We start from the raw sequence: 18,495 nt of genomic DNA on the forward strand, positions 1-18,495 counted from the left end.
TGCCCTCATTGGTAGTCACTTTCTATTTTAAAAGTATCATCCAAGGCAAAACCAATATCACTATAATAATTAAATTGTAATTTAAATCAATTATCACTAAGAAAACTATTCAAATTACTTTTAAAAGTAATTTGAATATAAAGACACCTGATATTCATAAGTAATAAAAGAAAATATTTTTTGAGTAATGTTACTAATTTCTGAAGTTATATTTGGAAATAATTGACTGTCAACTTTAATATTAAGTAAACAAATGAAATTAAAATAATTGGTTTCAAACTTATCAAACTCAATAGCAAACTCTTTAGCAATTATTAATCTAAAATGTTCGACTTCTCTTTTTATACTTAAGTTTAAATTAAATTCAATTTGTTCATCTTTTTCAAGAAAAAAATTAAGTTTAATTTTTCGTACATGAATTGTTAAAAATCATATTAGTTGATCATCATAATATTTTTTATAACCGATATTGATCATTATAATTTCTATTTTTTTGTATATATAGGTTAGGACTTTATCATTAGTTAAGAGATTTTTTTATCTTTACTAATAAGTTTTATAATAATAATAGCGGTTATAAATCTTAAATGTCATTCATAACCATCTAATTGAAACCCTTTATTATGTTCAAATTTTAATTTTAATCTTAAATTTTGTTCAAAGAAAAAGTTATTCAAGTAAATAATGTCTTTTTTTAAATTATACTTATTTGTGTTACTTATATTGATAAGTCACTCACTACTTAAATATTTTTTTTGTCATACACATATTAAAAACAAATTACTCATTCTAACAAAAGGATATTCATTGGATATGTGGATAAACTGTGTAAGCAAAGTATTTATTGCTACTATTTCATTGTCACCATTAATTACAAAGTAATCTTGCTTTCTGGAAATATTGCAATTACTAATTTTTATTAACATTGTATTAATAAAAGTAATATTTCTTTGTAAAGTTCGAAATGTAACATTAAATTTTTCGATTAGAAATGCTATATTAACCGAACAAGAATACTGAAAATATTTTAATATTTCAATGATACGCCACATTAAAACTGCCCCCGTTATCCTAATTGAAAGATTAAATGAGATTTTCCTTTTCAAAAAATAAAATAGTCACCTTTTGAGTGACAAAATTATTGTTCTTAAATTGTTTTTATATGTTATAATGTTTGCCAAATAAATAGCATTCTTCATTTATTATTAATATCTTTAATAAATTTGTAATTATATTGTGGTAAATACTTTTTAATAAGAATAGTTAGTGCTTCTTTTTGATCAAAACCAAATTCAAATGCTAATAAAAAAGATTTTTCTAAAACTGCATTACATTGTTGAAAAATTACTTCATAAAAATATAATCCTTTATGATCAGCAAATAAAGCTAATTTTGGTTCATATTGTAAATTATGTTTTGAAAAAGTATTCGCTGTCTCATCAATATATGGCGGATTTGAAATAATAATATTAAATTTATGATTTTTAAGATTTGTAAATATATCGCTTTCAACAAAATTAATATTTTTTAGGTTAAAATTATCATTATTAATCTTAGCAATAGTTAATGCATCTTTGCTAATATCACTTGCTACTATATTTCAATTAGGTTTCTTTAACGCTAAACTAATAGCAATAGCACCACTACCTGTTCCTAAATCTAATACTTTTAAATTATCATTATTAAAAATGTTTTGTGCATAGACAAAAACATTTTTAACTAGTTCTTCAGTTTCATTACGAGGAATTAATACTCTATTATCAACAACAAACTTATGATCAAGAAATCATTGATAACCAATAATATATTGTAAAGGATAGCCAGCAACAAATTTTTTAACTAGTTGTAAATATGATTCTAAAAAATCTATTGCTATTGTTTGACTAAGATTTGCATATAATCAAGATAAATCTTTATTAATAAACTTTAATAAAATTATCTTATTAATTTGTTCATTTTTTTTATTAATTTTTTTTGCTAATAAAAGATAATCTCTATAAGTCATTAATTTATACTCCAAAAATAAATATTTTATTGAAAATTAACAGATGAATTATTATTTCTTGAAGTTTTTTTTATTAAATTATTAACAACGAGAATTAAAACAATAATACTAAAAATAAATAAAAAACTAATTGTTAATAAACAAATAATTGGAAAAAGAATAATGTAACTACAAATACTAATAATAAAACCAAAATTATTAATATTGTTACCATTAATATTTCGTAAAAATTCTAAATTTTTTCATAATAAATAATGAAAAATTAAACTAGATGCACTAGCAAATCATAATGTTAAAACTAAAAATAAAATGTGAATAATACCACTACTAAAAGTTAATGTAATAAATGTTCCTAATGTCGCATATAAAAAAATAACTGATATTAAAAACAAAATTTTTGTTCTAGAGTCTAAAATCTTAAAATCCATAATAATTTCTTCCTTCTTTACTTTAATACTGTAATATTTTCATAAATATTTTCTAATTTTTCTTTTTGTTCACTACTAATTAAAGCAATAATAATTTCATCAATATTACCTTCCATAATACGATCTAACTTTAATAAAGATAATCCAATCCGATGATCGGTTACTCTATTTTGTGGATAATTGTATGTTCTAATTTTTTCTGAACGATCACCGCTACCAACAGCTGTTTTTCTTAAATTACCAATTTTTCCCTGTTCTTCTTCAACTTTTTTTTCATAAAGTTTAGCTCTTAATACCCGCATTGCTTTATCTTTATTATCATGTTGACTTCGTCCGTCCTGTGAAGTTACAACAACACCCATTGGAATATGAGTAATTCTAATTGCTGAATCGGTAGTATTAACATGTTGACCACCAGCACCACTAGAACGATAAGTATCAATTCTTAAATCAGAATTATTTATTTTAATTTCAACTTCATTAACTTCTGGCAATACAGCAACCGTTGCAATTGAAGTATGAACTCGTCCTTGTGATTCGGTTTTTGGAACTCTCTGAACACGATGTCCACCAGCTTCAAACTTTAATTTAGCAAATACATGTTTACCTTTAACCATAAAAGCAATATAACTAAATCCACCATTTATTGCTTCCTTTGCCTCAATAGTTTCAATTTTTCATCGTTGAATTTCACAATACTTACTATACATACGATATAAATCACCAGCAAAAATATTTGCTTCATCACCACCAACAGCTCCTCTGATTTCAATAATAACATTTTTATCATCATTTATATCTTTAGGAATTAGTGTTAGTTTTAATTCATTTTCTGCTTTTTCTAATTCTATTTCATTTGCTTTAATATCTATTTTAAGCATTTCACAAAGTTCTTGATCCTGTTCGGTTGCTAATGCCTTTTTTGCTTCAATAATTTCTTTGTTAATTTTTTCATATTTTCAATATTGTTCAATAATTGGTTCTAATCTACTATGTTCTTTTGTTAATTCAGTGTATTTATCACGAGGAATTAATTCGGGATTTTCTAACTGCTTTTCAATTTCACTATATTTTTTAGTAAGTTGCATTAACTGTTCTAATGTTTTTTCATTCATAATATCACACCTGATTTATCTATTCTGATTATTTGTTAAGACACGATGATGACTACGACATCGAGCTTCATATTGTTCTTGCGCACCAATTAAAATAATTTCATCATCATATCTAGCTTCTCGGCCATTAATAATACGTTGTGTCCTTGTTGCTGCTTTACCACATTTTACACAAACAGCATCTAATTTAGTTACAAATTCTGCTAAGGCTAATAATTCTTTAGTAACAGGAAATGGTTCACCACGAAAATCTTGATCTAAACCCGCAACAATAACTTGCTTATTTTGATTTGCTAATGTTTTAATCACTTCAATAATTGATGGTTTAAAAAATTGTACTTCATCAATTGCAACTGCTTCTATTTCTTTATCTACATGTTTTAATATTTGCATTGGATCATCAATTACTATCGCTGTGATAGATACTCCTTTATGACTTACTACTTTTTTAGCATCATAACGAATATCAACCTTGGGTTTAAAAACTAGCACTTTGCGTTTAGCATACTGTAAACGATTTATACGTCGCATAAACTCTTCGGTTTTTCCAGCAAACATACAACCAGTAATTACTTCAATTCATCCCTCATTATAACGACTATACATTTATATCCAACTCCATCTCTAATTTTAATTGTTTGTTAATTCTGGTGATTTACTAGCAATTTTATCTAAACTATCAATCAATTTTTCAACTTCATTAATATTTTGTAAATATGCACCAGCTGCTGTCTGATGACCACCACCACCAAACTTGGCAATAGTATCATTAATTATTCATCTTGCACTACGAACACTAACTTTGATTTTACTATTCATTTGATCATAAGCAGCAATTAATCAAATTTTAATACCATCAATATTTGACATTACATTAACTTGGCTAGTTAAATCTTCTCTAGTTAAAACAACTTCACCTTTAATATTTAATATTTTATTTTGAGTAATAATTTTTGTTTGTAAGTCAGTAATTATTTTATCGTTAAATATTATATAAGCAACACCATTATCAGTAATTTTAAAATTTGATAATATATATCCTTTCAATCTTGCGATTTTTAAATTTTGAATATATAAACTTTGATATAAGTCTAATAAATTAAAATTTTGTTTAACTAAAAAACTAGCAATCTGAAAAGTTTCTTCATTAACAGAGCGATACAAAAATCTACCAGAATCAGTAACTAAACCAAGAAATAAATTTCTAGCTGCTAAAGCAGAAACTTTTAAATTCAATACTTGTGCTCATTTTGCCACTACTTGGCAAGCAGCAGAAGCCTTTTCTTCAATTAAATCAATATCACCATATTTATCAACAATTGGATGATGATCAATTTTAATTATCTTTTTTCCTTCTTCTCAAAATTCGCCACTAATTCGTTCGCGATTAGCTGTATCAGTGACTATTACTAGTGCATTTTCATAATCTTCTTTTTTAACAAAAGTTGGTTGTGGAAATAATGATGCCATATGTTCATTTGTTTCACCTGGAACAAGTACTTTTTTATTTTCAAAATTATCTTCAATAATTTTTTTTAATCCTCATTGTGAACCCAAAGCATCTCCATCAGGATTAATATGACGATGAATAATAATTGGATTACTAATTTTTATTAATTCATAAATTGCTTGTGCTTCTTTTTTAAACTTATTCATATTATATATCCTTTCTATCATGTACCAATTAATTGCTTTGTTTCATCATCAAAAACAAAAATTGAATTTTTAGTAATACTAATTCAACCAACAGTTCCCACTTCTAAATTATCATTATTATTAGTTAAAACTTCAAATTGTTCTGATTTAGTAGTTTCAACCAATAAATATGCTTTTTTATCATCAACTTTAGTAATATTTTTAATAACACCATTAATAATAATTGAATTTTTTAAAAAAGTAAATCGTGGTTTCTTTGCACTAAACAAAATGGCATTTGATTTAAAAGCAATAGTAGAAGCGGTTTTAGCACCAAACTTACCTAAATTTACATTATAAAAATATAAATTATGAGCATTTCATTCTCCCTTTGCGATATTAATATGCTGTTCATTTATTTCTTTTAATAAATTTAAAGATAATGGTTTATCAGTGATCTCACTAACATTTCCTTGTTGAATAATTATTTCATTTTCAATAACAGTAACATTAGTTGCTAATAAATTAATATCAACTTGATTATTAGTTGTAAAAATAATAATTATTTTCAAAAATTTTTGTAATTTTTTAATTCAATTTGCTAATTGTTCTTTATTATCAACATTTAAAAGTTCAAATGGGTTATGTAAAATTAAAATTTTAGTAGGCACAATTAATTGTTGAATGATTTTTATTATTTGTCGCTCTACTATTGTTAATTGTGTTAAACGTAGTGACAATAAATGACTTAGATCTAAATGTTTAAATATCATAACAATATTTTCACTAATTAAATCACGGACATCAATTAACTGTGAATATAAAGTTTGTAATTGTTGTTGATATGTTTCTTTATCTTGTAACTGTGGATTTTTTAAAATTTTATCATGATAGATTTTAATTTCATCTTTAATATTTTTTAAAAGTAAATGCATTTCATCTGGTAAAAGTTGCATTGCCACAAAATCTTGTTTCATATTAAATTTAATTCTTTGTACTTCTGCTAAGTCAATTCACTGGTCTAAAATTTGATCAATTTGACTACGAGTACATTTAATTTGTTGATATGAAACTAAATGATTAAGTTCACTATTAAAATTTTGATTATGATTGTTACAAGTTTTTAATGTAGTTCTAATTTCACTTCTAGTAGTACTAATCTCTCTATTTAAATAATTATTTATTTCTTTAATAACAAAACTAATTTCTCGTAGTTGAAACTCTCATTTTCTTTCTTTTGGTGGATTACATCCACAAAAACATGGTCCCACTAAACTTTCCAAACTAGAAATACGATCTTGCAAAGATTGTAAAAATAATAAGTTATTATTTGCAATAATATTTTTTTCTTCGGCAGTGAATTTTTTAATTAGAATATCTGTTAATTTTTCACTTCCAGCAAAATTAAATTTCTCTTGAGCAAAGTTTTTATGAAAATGATTAATTTGATATTGATATTCTTTAATAAAATTATTACGAGTGCTTTGTGTCTCATTAATAAAATTTTTAATAATATTAATTAATTTTTCTTTAAAATAACCACTGTCTAAATTTAAACCTGTATTTTTTAAGTTTTCAATATCAGTCTTAATTTTTTGATTAATATTACTTATTTCTTGTAAAAAAGGTTTATTAGTAACTGCTGTTCTTGCTAAGTTACGTTGAATACTAAATAATTTATTTCAACTCTGTAAATGCATACTAACATAAGCCATTTTTCGTTCAAAACCAATACTATTATAAGTAACATCAATATCATCAATTAAAATTTTACCCTCCATAATAGCAGAAGAACCTGCTAGAGCATTAATTAATTTTTCAATATTATCTTCATCATTACTAAAAATTGCCAAGCAACTAGGATATTTTCCTTCAAAACTTCAATCTTTTACGGCTTTTTCAACGGATAAATTAATAATACTAAAATTAAAGTTACTAGTTTGCTCAGTATTATATCTAATACCTTTACTTATTACCAATTTATTAAAATCAGATGATTTTTCCATAAAACCATTCCCTACCTTAAAGTTTTTTATTTCATATACTATTAAAATTATATTCTATATTTATTGGGTTGTATACATACAATATTTTAACTTAATTAATGTTAAATATGTCTGTAAATAATTTTATTTTTAGAGTATAAAAAAAGAAACTATGATTAGTTTCTAGTTTAATTAAAATTATTTTTTAACTTGTTTAGTATCAGTTAGTTTTAGAACATCTTTTGCTGTTTCTAATACAATAGTTTTAGTATTTTGTGGTTTTGCTTTGTTTATTTCAACAGTTTTTGTTTTTGTTTCAACTTGTTTACTTGCTTTTGTATTAAAGCGTTCAACTCTTCCTTTTGCTGAAACAAATGATTGTTTTCCAGTATAAAATGGATGACAACTTGAACATGTATCAACACGGATTTCTTTACCCTTAGTTGAACCACTTATAAAATTATTGCTACATGTTATACATGTTACTTTAGTTTGAAAATACTCTGGATGGATGCTTGCTTTTGCCATGGTTTCACCTCACTTATAAAATTACTATTAATAAAAAGTACTTAAAAATAATATCATTAACAATATAAAAAAGCAAATAAATATTAATGATGGATAGAGTTTTTATTTTGGTAGATTATGTTGTAAAAATGTGTTCTAATTCAATTAACTAGATATCATGAATTTTATTTTTTTTAAATTAGACTTGGTGCAAAACCTTTAATTGATAATAATCATTAAATTATTAAAATTAAAGGTTTTGCACCAAGTCTATTATATATTCTATTGAAATCTAAAACTTAAAAATTGTTTTTATATGAATAAAAAAATATTATTTACATAATTGATACATTTTTCAGTTAATTAAATACAATAAAAAATATTTACTTTCAGTAATTAAAGATAAAACTTTAATTTGTAAATGATTAGTACTACTTTGATATTTTTTAATACCTAATGATAAATTAGAAAGATAAACATAACGATATTTATATTTATCTCAATGTTTATATCGATTGATGGCTATAAGTTAAAATCACCAAAGATATTATTAATTTTCCTTTTTTTGATTTTGAATGGAATGTTTCTTTATCTTCATATTCAAACTTTAAATCTTCTAATGCTCTTTTAAAAACATCAACTAATTTTTGTGATAAAAAACAATACTAATTTGTTCTTGTATTGATATCAATTTCCTATTCTGCTTTTAAAAATTAATTAATACTACATTAATTTTACTAAGTAAATAAAAAATACCCCACTTAAAAGTTTAACTCTAAGTGGGGAATATGGTGTTACAATTTTAAATTAATAATTCTTTTTTTATTTTTAAAATATCTTCTTTAATTAATTTAATTTCTCTATTAAATATATTTGCAAATGTTAAAACTATTTGATTATTTATATTTTCTTTATCTTCTTTAATTAAAGATAAATTAATTATTTCGCTTTTTTCTAAATCTTTTTCTTCTATATTTCATAAATTATTTGTAACATTTTCAAAAATATTTGATATTTCTTGTTCATTAGCATTAAATAAAGATAAATTAATATCCTCATTTGTAATTAAATTTTTTACAATTAAAATATTTTCTTTATCTTTTAACTCTATTTTATAAAGATAATTATTTTCCATAGTAATTTGATCTGTCATTAAATGCTTCCTCTCCACCTTCTAAAATTTTTTCACAAATATCTGCTCAAATAAAATCAGTTTCTTCATTTTGAATATTATGCATAGTTTCTTTAAATGAATTTCCTAAGTATGTCTTATTTTCAGTATTTTGGTTTTTATTTAATTCTCTGTAAATTGTTAAATATGGCAGTGTTCTAACTCCAATATTAGCATTATGTGTAACTATAATAACAGCTTTGCCATCTCTGGCTAATTTATTTATTTTTTGAACGATAATTTCGTTTATAAAGTGATTATCTAAACCATTTTCTGGCTCATCTAAAAAATAACAATCTTGTTCTAACTCTAAATAATTAGTTAATTTTAAAATAGCTTGTTCCCCAGGGGATGGATTATGTTCATTACCATTTTGATCTTGTATAATATCTTTGTACCAAATAAAATCATCTTTGGATAGGTTACACTTTATTGGACACTAATTACGTAGACAAGTGAACAAATTAGTTAAAAGAAAGGAACTATAATTATGGCCAATATTAACTCATATACCGATGAATTTAAAAAACAAATAGTAGCTTTATATCAAAGCGGTAAGTCAGTGTCTTGTCTTGCTAAAGAGTACAATGTTACAAGAGCAGCTACTTATAATTGAATTAAGCAATTTACTAATTCAGGCAGTTTTAAAACTAAAGATAATCGTTCTATTGAAGAAAATGAATTAATTAAATTAAGAAAAGAATTAAAACAGTTACGAATGGAAAATGATATTTTAAAGCAAGCAGCACTAATAATAGGCAGAAAATAGAAATTATTGCTAAAAATAAAGTTAAATATAAAATTCGCACAATGTGTCGTTTTTTAAAACTTTCTAAATCAACATATTATTTTAATTTAAAGGAAAAAGAAAAAAACAAAATAATATTTATGATGAAGCTGTTATTAGTGCTTTTAAAGAAAATAAAGAAGTTTATGGAACAAGAAGATTAAAAGTTGTTCTAAAAGAAAAAAATATTTATTTGTCACGCAGAAAAATTAAAGAAATTATGAATAAACATAATTTAATATCAAAATACACTAAATTATCATTCAAAAATCATCATAATAAAGTCAACGATAGTCAAATAACCAATATCGTTAATAGAAACTTTAATAATAGGCTTAAAAATGAAGTTATTGTTAGTGATTTAACTTATGTTCAAGTTAATGGTAAATGAAACTATATTTGCCTATTAATTGACCTATTTAACCGCGAAATTATTGGACATAGTGTAGGTACTAAAAAAGATGCATCATTAGTACATCAAGCATTTATGCACTCAAATCGTTGTTTAAAAGATATTCAAATATTTCATAGTGATCGCGGTAATGAATTTAATAATAAAATTATTGATAAACTTTTACTAGCATTCAATATTAATCGCTCTTTAAGCAAAAAAGGTTGTCCTTATGATAACGCTGTTGCTGAAGCAACTTTTAAAACTTTCAAAATTGAATTTATTAATGATAAAAATTTTACATCATTAATCCAATTAAAATTAGAATTATTTGATTACATCAACTGATATAACAACATAAGAATTCACAGCACTTTAAACTACTTAACTCCAGTTAATTATCAAAAATAAATGTCTACCAAAAAATAGTCCTAAAAAGGGTTGCCATTCCATTTTAAAGCATATGATTGGTGATAGAACTTATAACATTGATATGTATACCAAAATGGTTAATTTTAAATGTTATCAAATAAATACAGCAATACAATTATTATAAATTAACCATTTCAATTTAAAGATAACTAAAAATAAAATAAAACTTATTAAAGTAAAATTTAATAAGAATTTTTGAGTTATAAAAGTAAGTATTATTGTTGACTAATATTTTACAAGTGTTAAGATTAACATACAATTGCATATTGAAGTCTAAATTATTCTCGTCTAATCTTATAATTTAAAGACAAATTTGAATATTATTGACAACATCGGTACGCTCCCAAAATTTAATATAGATTTCTAATTTAATATCTTTCTAAAATACTTACATTAACTTCATAAATAACACTAAAAAGTATTATAAATACTATTTTATAAAAGGGTTAAAGTTTGAAAAAGGGGTATTTTATGAAAAATTTAAAAAGTATACTATCAATTGTAGGTGTTTTAGGGTTTACAGCAGCAACAACAAGCAATGTCACTGCATGTATAAGTAATATAACAAGTAATTTTCAAGAAATAACAAATTGAAAAGAAAATAATGGTGAAATTCAAAGCTTAGTTAATAATAAAAATACTATTTATGCAGGAACCAAAACTGGTGATGACAAAGGTAATTTATTTAAAATTACAAAAGATGACACAACAACACCTTTAACAAATTGAAAAGAAAGTAATGGTAAAGTTCAAAGTTTATTAAATGTTAATGCTACGATCTATGTTGGAACAAAAACTGGCGATGGCAAAGGTAATTTATTTAAAATTACTGATGATGATACAATAACAGCACTATCTAAATGAGATGAAAACAACGGTGAAATATGTAGTCTATTAAACATTAATAATACTATTTATGCAGGAACAAAAACTGGTGATGGCAAAGGTAATTTATTTAAAATTACTGATGATGATACAATAACAGCACTATCTGATTGAAAAGATACTAATGGTGAAGTTCGTGGTTTACTAAATGTCAATGGCACAATTTATGTTGGAACTAAAACAACACCCGTTGATAATGTATATACAGGAAAGTTAATTAAAATTACAAAAGATGACACAATAACAATATTATCAAAATGAAATGTAAACAATGGTGAAATTTATAGTTTAACTACTTCAACAAACGAAAATATTTATATCGGAACTAAAACTGGTGATGGTCAAGGATATTTATATAAAGTTAAAGAAGATGGTGAAAATACAGTAGTAACTAACTGAAAAGATACTAATGGTGAAGTTTTAAGTCTAGTTAATGATAATAATACAATTTTTGTTGGAACAAGAACTACTGATGGTAAAGGAAGATTATTTAAAGTTGTCTATACAGTAGCAATTGGTATTTTTAGTTGAAGTAGCAGTGGTGGTGAAGTACATAGTTTATTAAATGTCAATGGTATTGTTTACGCTGGAACTAAAATTAGTGATAATAAAGGAAAACTATTTAAAAGTTTAAATCCAGAAGGATAATAAAAACTAATTAATTTAATTTATTAACTTCTTTTAAAAAAACCTAAAATTAAATTTTAGGTTTTTTATTATTTTTATCCTGTATAATTTTCAAACTTACCTCATTTTGGAATAAAAACAGTTACTACTTTTCCTGTCGGGCCGTTTCGATGTTTAGAAATAAGAATTTCAGCAAGATTACTTTCTTGTGAACTTGTTGTTTCTTCGCTATTTTTTTCCTTATAATAATCATCACGATATAAAAACATAATTACATCAGCATCTTGTTCAATAGCCCCTGACTCACGTAAATCAGACATTAAAGGACGTTTTTCTTCACGTCTCTCCACCATTCTTGATAATTGTGATAAACAAACAATTGGTACTCTTAATTCTCTTGCCAAAATTTTTAAACTACGAGAAATATTTGAAACTTCTTGTTGACGTGATTCACTATCTCTACCAGTTAATAACTGTAAATAATCAATAATTACTAACTTAATGCTATTTTCACGACTTAATTTTCTTAATTTAGTTTGCAACTCTAAAACTCTTAAACCAGGTGTATCATCAATAATAATTCTTTTTTGTTTCAATTGCTCAGCAGTAGCACTAATACGATTTCAATCAGCCTGTGTAAATTTAGACTTATTACGTAAACGATTAGCATCAAAATGTCCTTGACAAGAAATCATTCTTGTAATTAATTGATCTTTTGGCATTTCTAATGAAAAAATAACAACAACATCGTTTTTATTATCTTGTTCATTAGCAGCATTTAAAGCAAAATTAAGTGCTAAGGCGGTTTTACCCATTGAAGGTCTAGCTGCTAAAATAATTAAGTCACCTCGTTGAAAACCACTAGTAATCATATCCAAATTATTAATACCTGAACTTGTACCAGTAATATTAACTGTTGATTTTTGTAGTTGTTCAATTTTAGTTACCACATCATCAATGTGTTCACTAATTGGCAACATCTCTTCATGATTACGTTCACTACTTACTTGTACAATTTGAGCTTCAGCAGCAATTAAAACTTCATTAATTGACTTTTCACTTTGTAACTCTTTACCAATATTTTTTAAAGCATTTTCTAATTGTCGTTTAGTAGTTCTTTCAATCAAAATATCAATGTGTTCTTTTAAATTAGCATCAGTAATATATTGAGCCACTAAAGAAGATAAATATTCAATTCCACCAATTTTATCCAAATTATTTTGCTTAACTAATTCTTCGGCAATAGTTGTTACATCAATACCGGAATTATTTTTATAAAGATTGGTAATTGTTTTAAAAATAATTTGATTAGAATTAATTGTAAAGTCATGTGGTGCCAATAAATTTAATGCACTTTCACATGCTGGTGATGATTGAATCATCGCACTTAAAACATTAACTTCTGCATTATTTATATATTGACCATTGTTAGACATAATTATTCTCCTAAAACTTCAACCTTTAATTGTGCAATAATTGTAACATCTAATTTAATATTAATGTTAGTTATACCTAATTCATTAATAGGATTAAATTTAACAAATTTATGTTTATCAATTTTAATGTTATATTTTTGCACTAGTTGTTCACAAATTTGTTTTGAAGAAATAGCACCAGAAACTTTACCATTATTACTTTTTAATTTAAATTGTAAAGTAATTAAAGCTAATTGTTCTTTAATTTTTTGTAAATCTTCTTGTTCCATTTCTCGTTGTATTTTTTTATTTTCAATTACTTTTTGATTAATTTTTAATGCTTCTGATGTAGCAATTACAGCTAATTTTCTAGGTAATAAATAATTTTTACCATAACCATCACTAACATTAACAACTTCACCTTTTTTACCATAATTTTTAACATCCGTTAAAAGTACAACTTTCATTGTAAACATCTCACTTTCTATTTTAATAATTTTTAATACCTTTCAGTAGTAACACTCTCACTTTGATATACGCCACTTTCAATTAGTTTTACCAATTCATCATACAATGCTCTAATTCCCAATTTACTACTTTGGACAGCAGCAGCACTAAAGTGACCACCACCACCTAAGTTTTCACAAATAATTTGAACATTTATTTCACCGTTGCTTCGTGCTGATAAACAGGCACGTCCTTGACGATCATAAGCAATAGTAAATGATGCTTTACAATCACGTAAGTCTAACAACATTTCTGAAATTTGGGCTAAATATGAAGTATGTACTTCTAAGTTTTCATCACCAACAGCAACTAAAAATCCTTTTTTAATTTCTTGGGCGTGACTAATTAAAGCAAATTTATCAATTAGTTCATTTAAACTATTTTTCAATAATCCTTTAACTTTAGAAGGAGAAGCTCCTCAATCAGTTAATAATCCACAGGCTTCAAAAGTTCTTCTTGTTGTTCTTACTTGGAAATTATTAGTATCAATTAAAATACCTGCAAACATTATATTTCATAAAAATTCTGATTCAATATTATTAAAATCATTATAATAAATAATTTCTGTCATTGCTTCAGCTGTTGAAGAAGTTCCTGCATCAATATAAGAAGTAATAGTGCTACTAATTGATTCATCAGAAACACGATGATGATCAATAACAATAATTTTTACAGCTTTACTTAATAAATCAGGACTATCAACGCGTTGTGGATTATGAGTATCAACAACAATTAATAAAGTATTTGCATGAAGAAATTTAAGTGCTTGTTTACCAGTAATAAAATTACGACTAATATAACTTTCAGGAACAAGTTCATGAAGAATTTTTAATGTTTTTTCATCAACTTCATTTTGATTAATAACATAATGAGCACTTTTATTTAAACTTTTAGCAATTTCAATAATAGCTGTTCCTGAAGAAATACTATCAAAATCAGCAGCCGCATGTCCCATAACTAAAATGTTTTCTGCTAATTTTATTTCATTATATAATGATTGTGCAAACATTCTAATATTAATTTTAGATTCTGATTGTTTTGCTTCAATAGTACCTCCAATAAAAACTGTATTACCACCAAATTCACGAATAACTACTTGATCACCACCACGATAAACTGCTAACTCTTTACTTTCAATAGCCAAATCATATAGATCTTTACTAATAGCATTACCATAAGAGAAACCAGCAGATAACGTAATATCTGCTTTAAATTTTTTAACACCTTCTCGAATATTTTTAATAAGTGGAAAGTTATCATTTCTTGCTTTATTAAATTCATTTTGATAAAGTAAAATATTGTAACCATCTTCAATATTACCTAATAATAAACCTGAATAATTATTAGCAAAATCATTTAATTCAGTTTTAATAAATGCTTCAACACGAATTTGATTCTCAACTCTTAATTTTTGTAAAGAATTATAAAAATTATCAATACTAATTACACCAAAAACTAATTTTTCTTGCTGTAATTTATTATATAAGAAATGATATTTAGTTGTTTCTTGTAACAAAATTGTTCTAGTTTGTACTAAATAAATAGCATCATAAAGCATATCTTCAATTTTAAGTGTAATTTGAGTAATATTATTACTAATTAATTGTTCTAAATCTCTTGATAGTTTAACAATTGATTTTCCAATTAATCTACCTAAACCTTTATCTTCTAAAAATTCACTTACTCACATAATTGATAAATCACTATCCAAAACAATCATACCAACACTACCAAAAGTTAAAGCTTGTGCATTATTTAATTTTATGATTTCGGCTGTGTTAATATAACGATGACGAATTCATAAACTAAATAAAAAAATATAAAGACAAACAATAATAAAATTACCTAAAACTAAACTTAAAATTACAGTAATAGTGACCACTTGTTCTGCTGTCTCAATATTAACAATAAAATAAGTCAAGCCAATTAAAATTTCAACTACTAATCAAACAATCATTATTAAATGATAATTTCTTAACGATTTGAACACTTTGTCACTTCCTTCTAATATTATTAATTATACTATAACACTAATACTAAAAACAGCCATTATCTTTTATGTAATATAATACTATTAAGATCTTTTTATTTTAATTTTAAACTATTATTTAAAATAAAATATTTTTAAGATAAAAATAAATAAAAATTGAGTAAGATTTGTAAACTTACTCAATTTTTTATCTTGAATATCTTAATAATCCCATGATTTGGGCACGTTTTATATTTTTAGCAATTAAACGTTGATACTTTGGATTAGTACCTGTTGTTCTTGCTGGCAAAATTTTGTTATTATTACCCATAAATTTACTTAGTAATTCAATATCTTTATAATCAATATAAGTAATATTATTTTTAGTAATAAAACAAGATTTTCTTCTTGTAAAATTTCTTGGTTTACCAGTGTTCATAATTATCCTCCTTTAATTATTTAAATCTCAAATGATATCTTCTTCATCAAATTCTATATTTTGAATAGCCGCTTCTTTTTCTTGAAGCTGATTAGTATTAGTAAAGGCAATATCAGTACTATAATTAGGACTTTTAAAAGCATCATCTAAATGAATTTTATTCTCATCTCTTGGTTTTGAATAATTAATATTAGCATTATTACCACTACTATCTTTTTTACGATTATCTAAAAAAGTAACAGTTTGTGCAACCACTTCAGTAATATATAGTTCTTTTCCATTTTGATCGGTTGATTTTCTTACTGACAGTCTTCCTGAAACTGAAATTAAAGAACCTTTAACTAAATAATTAGTCATATTTTCAGCAACTTTATTTCAAGCCACACACGAAATATAATCAGCTTGATTTTGAATATTATTAACTGCAAGTGTAAAAAAAGTAAAAGGTTTTCCTGTTGAAGTTTGATGTAACTTTAAATCACGAGTGATTCTACCAATTAATGTAACAATATTCATTTTTTATCCTCACTTTTAACTTAGATTTTATTAATCTTTTTGTTCAGTATTCGATGCATTATTATTAGTATTTGTTTTTGAATTTTGGTAATTAGTTTTTGTACGATAAGATGATTCAGTACCAGCGATTGGTCTTGGTTTTCTTTCACCATTTTCATCACGATTATAAGAAGGACGATTTCCTGGTCTTGTTGGTCGAGAGAAAGAACTAGATTCTACTTGACGTTTTGGTTTAAACTTATTAACTTTTTCACTATCTAAATTAATAACCAAAAAACGCATTAAGTCTAATTGTCTTTGTTTATTTAAAGCTACACGATTAAAGTTAGCAATGTTTTCTGGTGAAGTTAGCACTTCAATAATAAAATAATGACCCTTAACTTTTTTGTTAATAGGATAAGCAAATTGACGAATAGAATCTTGTTCTTTAGTAATTTTTCCAGCATTTTTAGTTAAAATTTCACAAAATTCTTTTTTAATTAATTGTGCTTTTTCTTGATTTTGATCATCAACGATGTACATAATTTCATAATTATGCTTTTGTTTTAAATCTTCCAATGTTCGAAGACCTCCTTTTGGGCATATGGCTCTGATGAGCAAGGAGTAAATATATTAAGTTTGATTTTTAAATATTTGACTCATACAATATTATAACGTAATTACCTTTAAAGTAAAGGAAAAATAACAATAATTATTAATATAACATGAGAAAAAATGACTAAATAAAAATTTGATTTCAATAAGAAATTTTATTTTATATAATCAATTATTTTTTGCACTATTTGCTTAGGAGTTAAATCATTAGTGTCAATTACTAAAAAATTAAAGTTATTTTTTTCTTTTTCATATCACTGTTCATATTTTTTATTTAATAAACTTCAGTATTCATGAGGTACATGTTTTTCTGATTCACGACCACGAAGGTTTATGCGTTCAATTGTGTTTTCAAGATTTGCTTTTAAATAGACAATTAAATCGGGCTTAATTTGTGGATCAAAATAAAGTGATGAAATAATAACATTATTATAAAAATTTAAATACACTTCATAATCTCTATCATTCATATTGTTTTGAGCTTTTAATACCTCAACAAAAATAGGATCTTCTAAAATACTACGATCAAAAATAACATTGTTAAAATTTTGTGCTTCTTTTAATTGTTTACTTCGTGCCATCAGCATAAATACTTGCATTTTAAAAGCATATTCTAAAGGATTTTGATAAAAATCATCTAAATAGGGATTACTAGTAACTGGCTCGTCCATAATTTTATATTTTAATAATTTTGCTAATTCTCTACTAATAGTGCTCTTACCAACACCAACTACACCAGATAATACAATTTTCATTTTTTGCCTCCCATAATATATGATTACAATTAATTTATCTTAATATATAAATTTTCTCCCTCCAAATAAAAAAACATTTAATAAATTAAATTTTACTTTTACTAAAACTCGTTGCTTATATTTTCAAAGATTAACGTAATATCAATTACATTTTTGAAATTATTGATAATACACTTTCTTGATTCTATATACCCTTTTAACTATATTTATCATAACATAGAATTTATTGATAACGATACTATTACTTTTTAGTTATCAAATAAATCAAATTCATATATTTATAAACTAAATTTTAAAAATAAAAGAGAAGTAAACTACAAACTAAATTACAT

General features: G+C 24.5%; 17 protein-coding genes and 1 pseudogene. 2 read left to right on the forward strand and 16 right to left on the reverse strand.

Going from position 1 to position 18,495, the window contains the following annotated elements; genetic code table 4:
- Positions 1-120 precede the first annotated feature (120 nt).
- The 9 genes from AACK89_RS07395 to AACK89_RS07435 all read right to left on the reverse strand — a co-directional run bounded on the left by AACK89_RS07395 (position 121) and on the right by AACK89_RS07435 (position 8,828).
- On the reverse strand, positions 121-477 hold the full coding sequence (locus tag AACK89_RS07395; RefSeq protein ID WP_338978366.1) for a hypothetical protein: 357 nt from the start codon (positions 475-477) through the stop codon (positions 121-123).
- 688 nt (positions 478-1,165) lie between these two features.
- On the reverse strand, positions 1,166-2,005 hold the full coding sequence (prmC, locus tag AACK89_RS07400) for a peptide chain release factor N(5)-glutamine methyltransferase (protein ID WP_338978368.1): 840 nt from the start codon (positions 2,003-2,005) through the stop codon (positions 1,166-1,168).
- A 26-nt stretch (positions 2,006-2,031) separates the two neighbouring features.
- Positions 2,032-2,433, reverse strand: a complete 402-nt coding sequence (locus tag AACK89_RS07405; RefSeq protein WP_252320576.1) for a hypothetical protein — start codon at positions 2,431-2,433, stop codon at positions 2,032-2,034.
- A 17-nt stretch (positions 2,434-2,450) separates the two neighbouring features.
- The gene (gene prfA, locus AACK89_RS07410; protein WP_338978370.1) at positions 2,451-3,548 is read right to left on the reverse strand and encodes a peptide chain release factor 1; all 1,098 of its coding nucleotides are present in this window, start codon (positions 3,546-3,548) and stop codon (positions 2,451-2,453) included.
- A 15-nt stretch (positions 3,549-3,563) separates the two neighbouring features.
- On the reverse strand, positions 3,564-4,154 hold the full coding sequence (locus AACK89_RS07415) for a thymidine kinase (protein WP_281749194.1): 591 nt from the start codon (positions 4,152-4,154) through the stop codon (positions 3,564-3,566).
- 24 nt (positions 4,155-4,178) lie between these two features.
- Positions 4,179-5,204 carry a bifunctional oligoribonuclease/PAP phosphatase NrnA gene (locus AACK89_RS07420; RefSeq protein ID WP_338975730.1) on the reverse strand — a complete coding sequence of 342 codons (1,026 nt, stop codon included), beginning with the start codon at positions 5,202-5,204 and terminating at the stop codon, positions 4,179-4,181.
- 14 nt (positions 5,205-5,218) lie between these two features.
- Positions 5,219-7,189 (reverse strand): hypothetical protein, encoded by a 1,971-nt coding sequence (locus AACK89_RS07425; protein ID WP_338978373.1) that lies wholly within the window; start codon positions 7,187-7,189, stop codon positions 5,219-5,221.
- Between the two features lie 177 nt (positions 7,190-7,366).
- Positions 7,367-7,696 carry a 50S ribosomal protein L31 gene (gene rpmE, locus AACK89_RS07715; protein WP_422397324.1) on the reverse strand — a complete coding sequence of 110 codons (330 nt, stop codon included), beginning with the start codon at positions 7,694-7,696 and terminating at the stop codon, positions 7,367-7,369.
- A 781-nt stretch (positions 7,697-8,477) separates the two neighbouring features.
- A complete protein-coding gene (locus tag AACK89_RS07435; RefSeq protein ID WP_338975727.1) occupies positions 8,478-8,828 on the reverse strand; it encodes a hypothetical protein in 351 nt (116 codons plus the stop codon).
- 508 nt (positions 8,829-9,336) lie between these two features.
- Here AACK89_RS07435 and AACK89_RS07440 point away from each other — a divergent pair.
- Positions 9,337-10,435, forward strand: a pseudogene (locus tag AACK89_RS07440) (IS3 family transposase).
- A gap of 492 nt (positions 10,436-10,927) precedes the next feature.
- On the forward strand, positions 10,928-11,989 hold the full coding sequence (locus tag AACK89_RS07445; RefSeq protein WP_338978375.1) for a hypothetical protein: 1,062 nt from the start codon (positions 10,928-10,930) through the stop codon (positions 11,987-11,989).
- A 74-nt stretch (positions 11,990-12,063) separates the two neighbouring features.
- Here AACK89_RS07445 and dnaB read toward each other — a convergent pair whose 3' ends face one another.
- From dnaB to AACK89_RS07480, 7 genes are all read right to left on the reverse strand, one after another.
- Complete coding sequence (gene dnaB, locus AACK89_RS07450; protein ID WP_338974284.1) at positions 12,064-13,404, reverse strand: replicative DNA helicase; 1,341 nt, start codon at positions 13,402-13,404, stop codon at positions 12,064-12,066.
- A gap of 2 nt (positions 13,405-13,406) precedes the next feature.
- Entirely contained in the window at positions 13,407-13,850 is a 444-nt protein-coding gene (rplI, locus tag AACK89_RS07455) for a 50S ribosomal protein L9 (RefSeq protein WP_338978378.1), read from the reverse strand.
- A 32-nt stretch (positions 13,851-13,882) separates the two neighbouring features.
- Entirely contained in the window at positions 13,883-15,880 is a 1,998-nt protein-coding gene (locus tag AACK89_RS07460; RefSeq protein WP_338978379.1) for a DHH family phosphoesterase, read from the reverse strand.
- A gap of 187 nt (positions 15,881-16,067) precedes the next feature.
- Complete coding sequence (rpsR, locus tag AACK89_RS07465; protein WP_174481285.1) at positions 16,068-16,298, reverse strand: 30S ribosomal protein S18; 231 nt, start codon at positions 16,296-16,298, stop codon at positions 16,068-16,070.
- 12 nt (positions 16,299-16,310) lie between these two features.
- Complete coding sequence (locus AACK89_RS07470; RefSeq protein ID WP_281748838.1) at positions 16,311-16,814, reverse strand: single-stranded DNA-binding protein; 504 nt, start codon at positions 16,812-16,814, stop codon at positions 16,311-16,313.
- 30 nt (positions 16,815-16,844) lie between these two features.
- On the reverse strand, positions 16,845-17,372 hold the full coding sequence (rpsF, locus tag AACK89_RS07475; protein WP_338978381.1) for a 30S ribosomal protein S6: 528 nt from the start codon (positions 17,370-17,372) through the stop codon (positions 16,845-16,847).
- 191 nt (positions 17,373-17,563) lie between these two features.
- Complete coding sequence (locus AACK89_RS07480) at positions 17,564-18,163, reverse strand: deoxynucleoside kinase (RefSeq protein WP_338978382.1); 600 nt, start codon at positions 18,161-18,163, stop codon at positions 17,564-17,566.
- Positions 18,164-18,495: the final 332 nt, after the last annotated feature.

Source organism: Spiroplasma endosymbiont of Panzeria rudis (assembly GCF_964019705.1).
Lineage (GTDB): Bacteria > Bacillota_I > Bacilli_A > Mycoplasmatales > VBWQ01 > Spiroplasma_E > Spiroplasma_E ixodetis_A.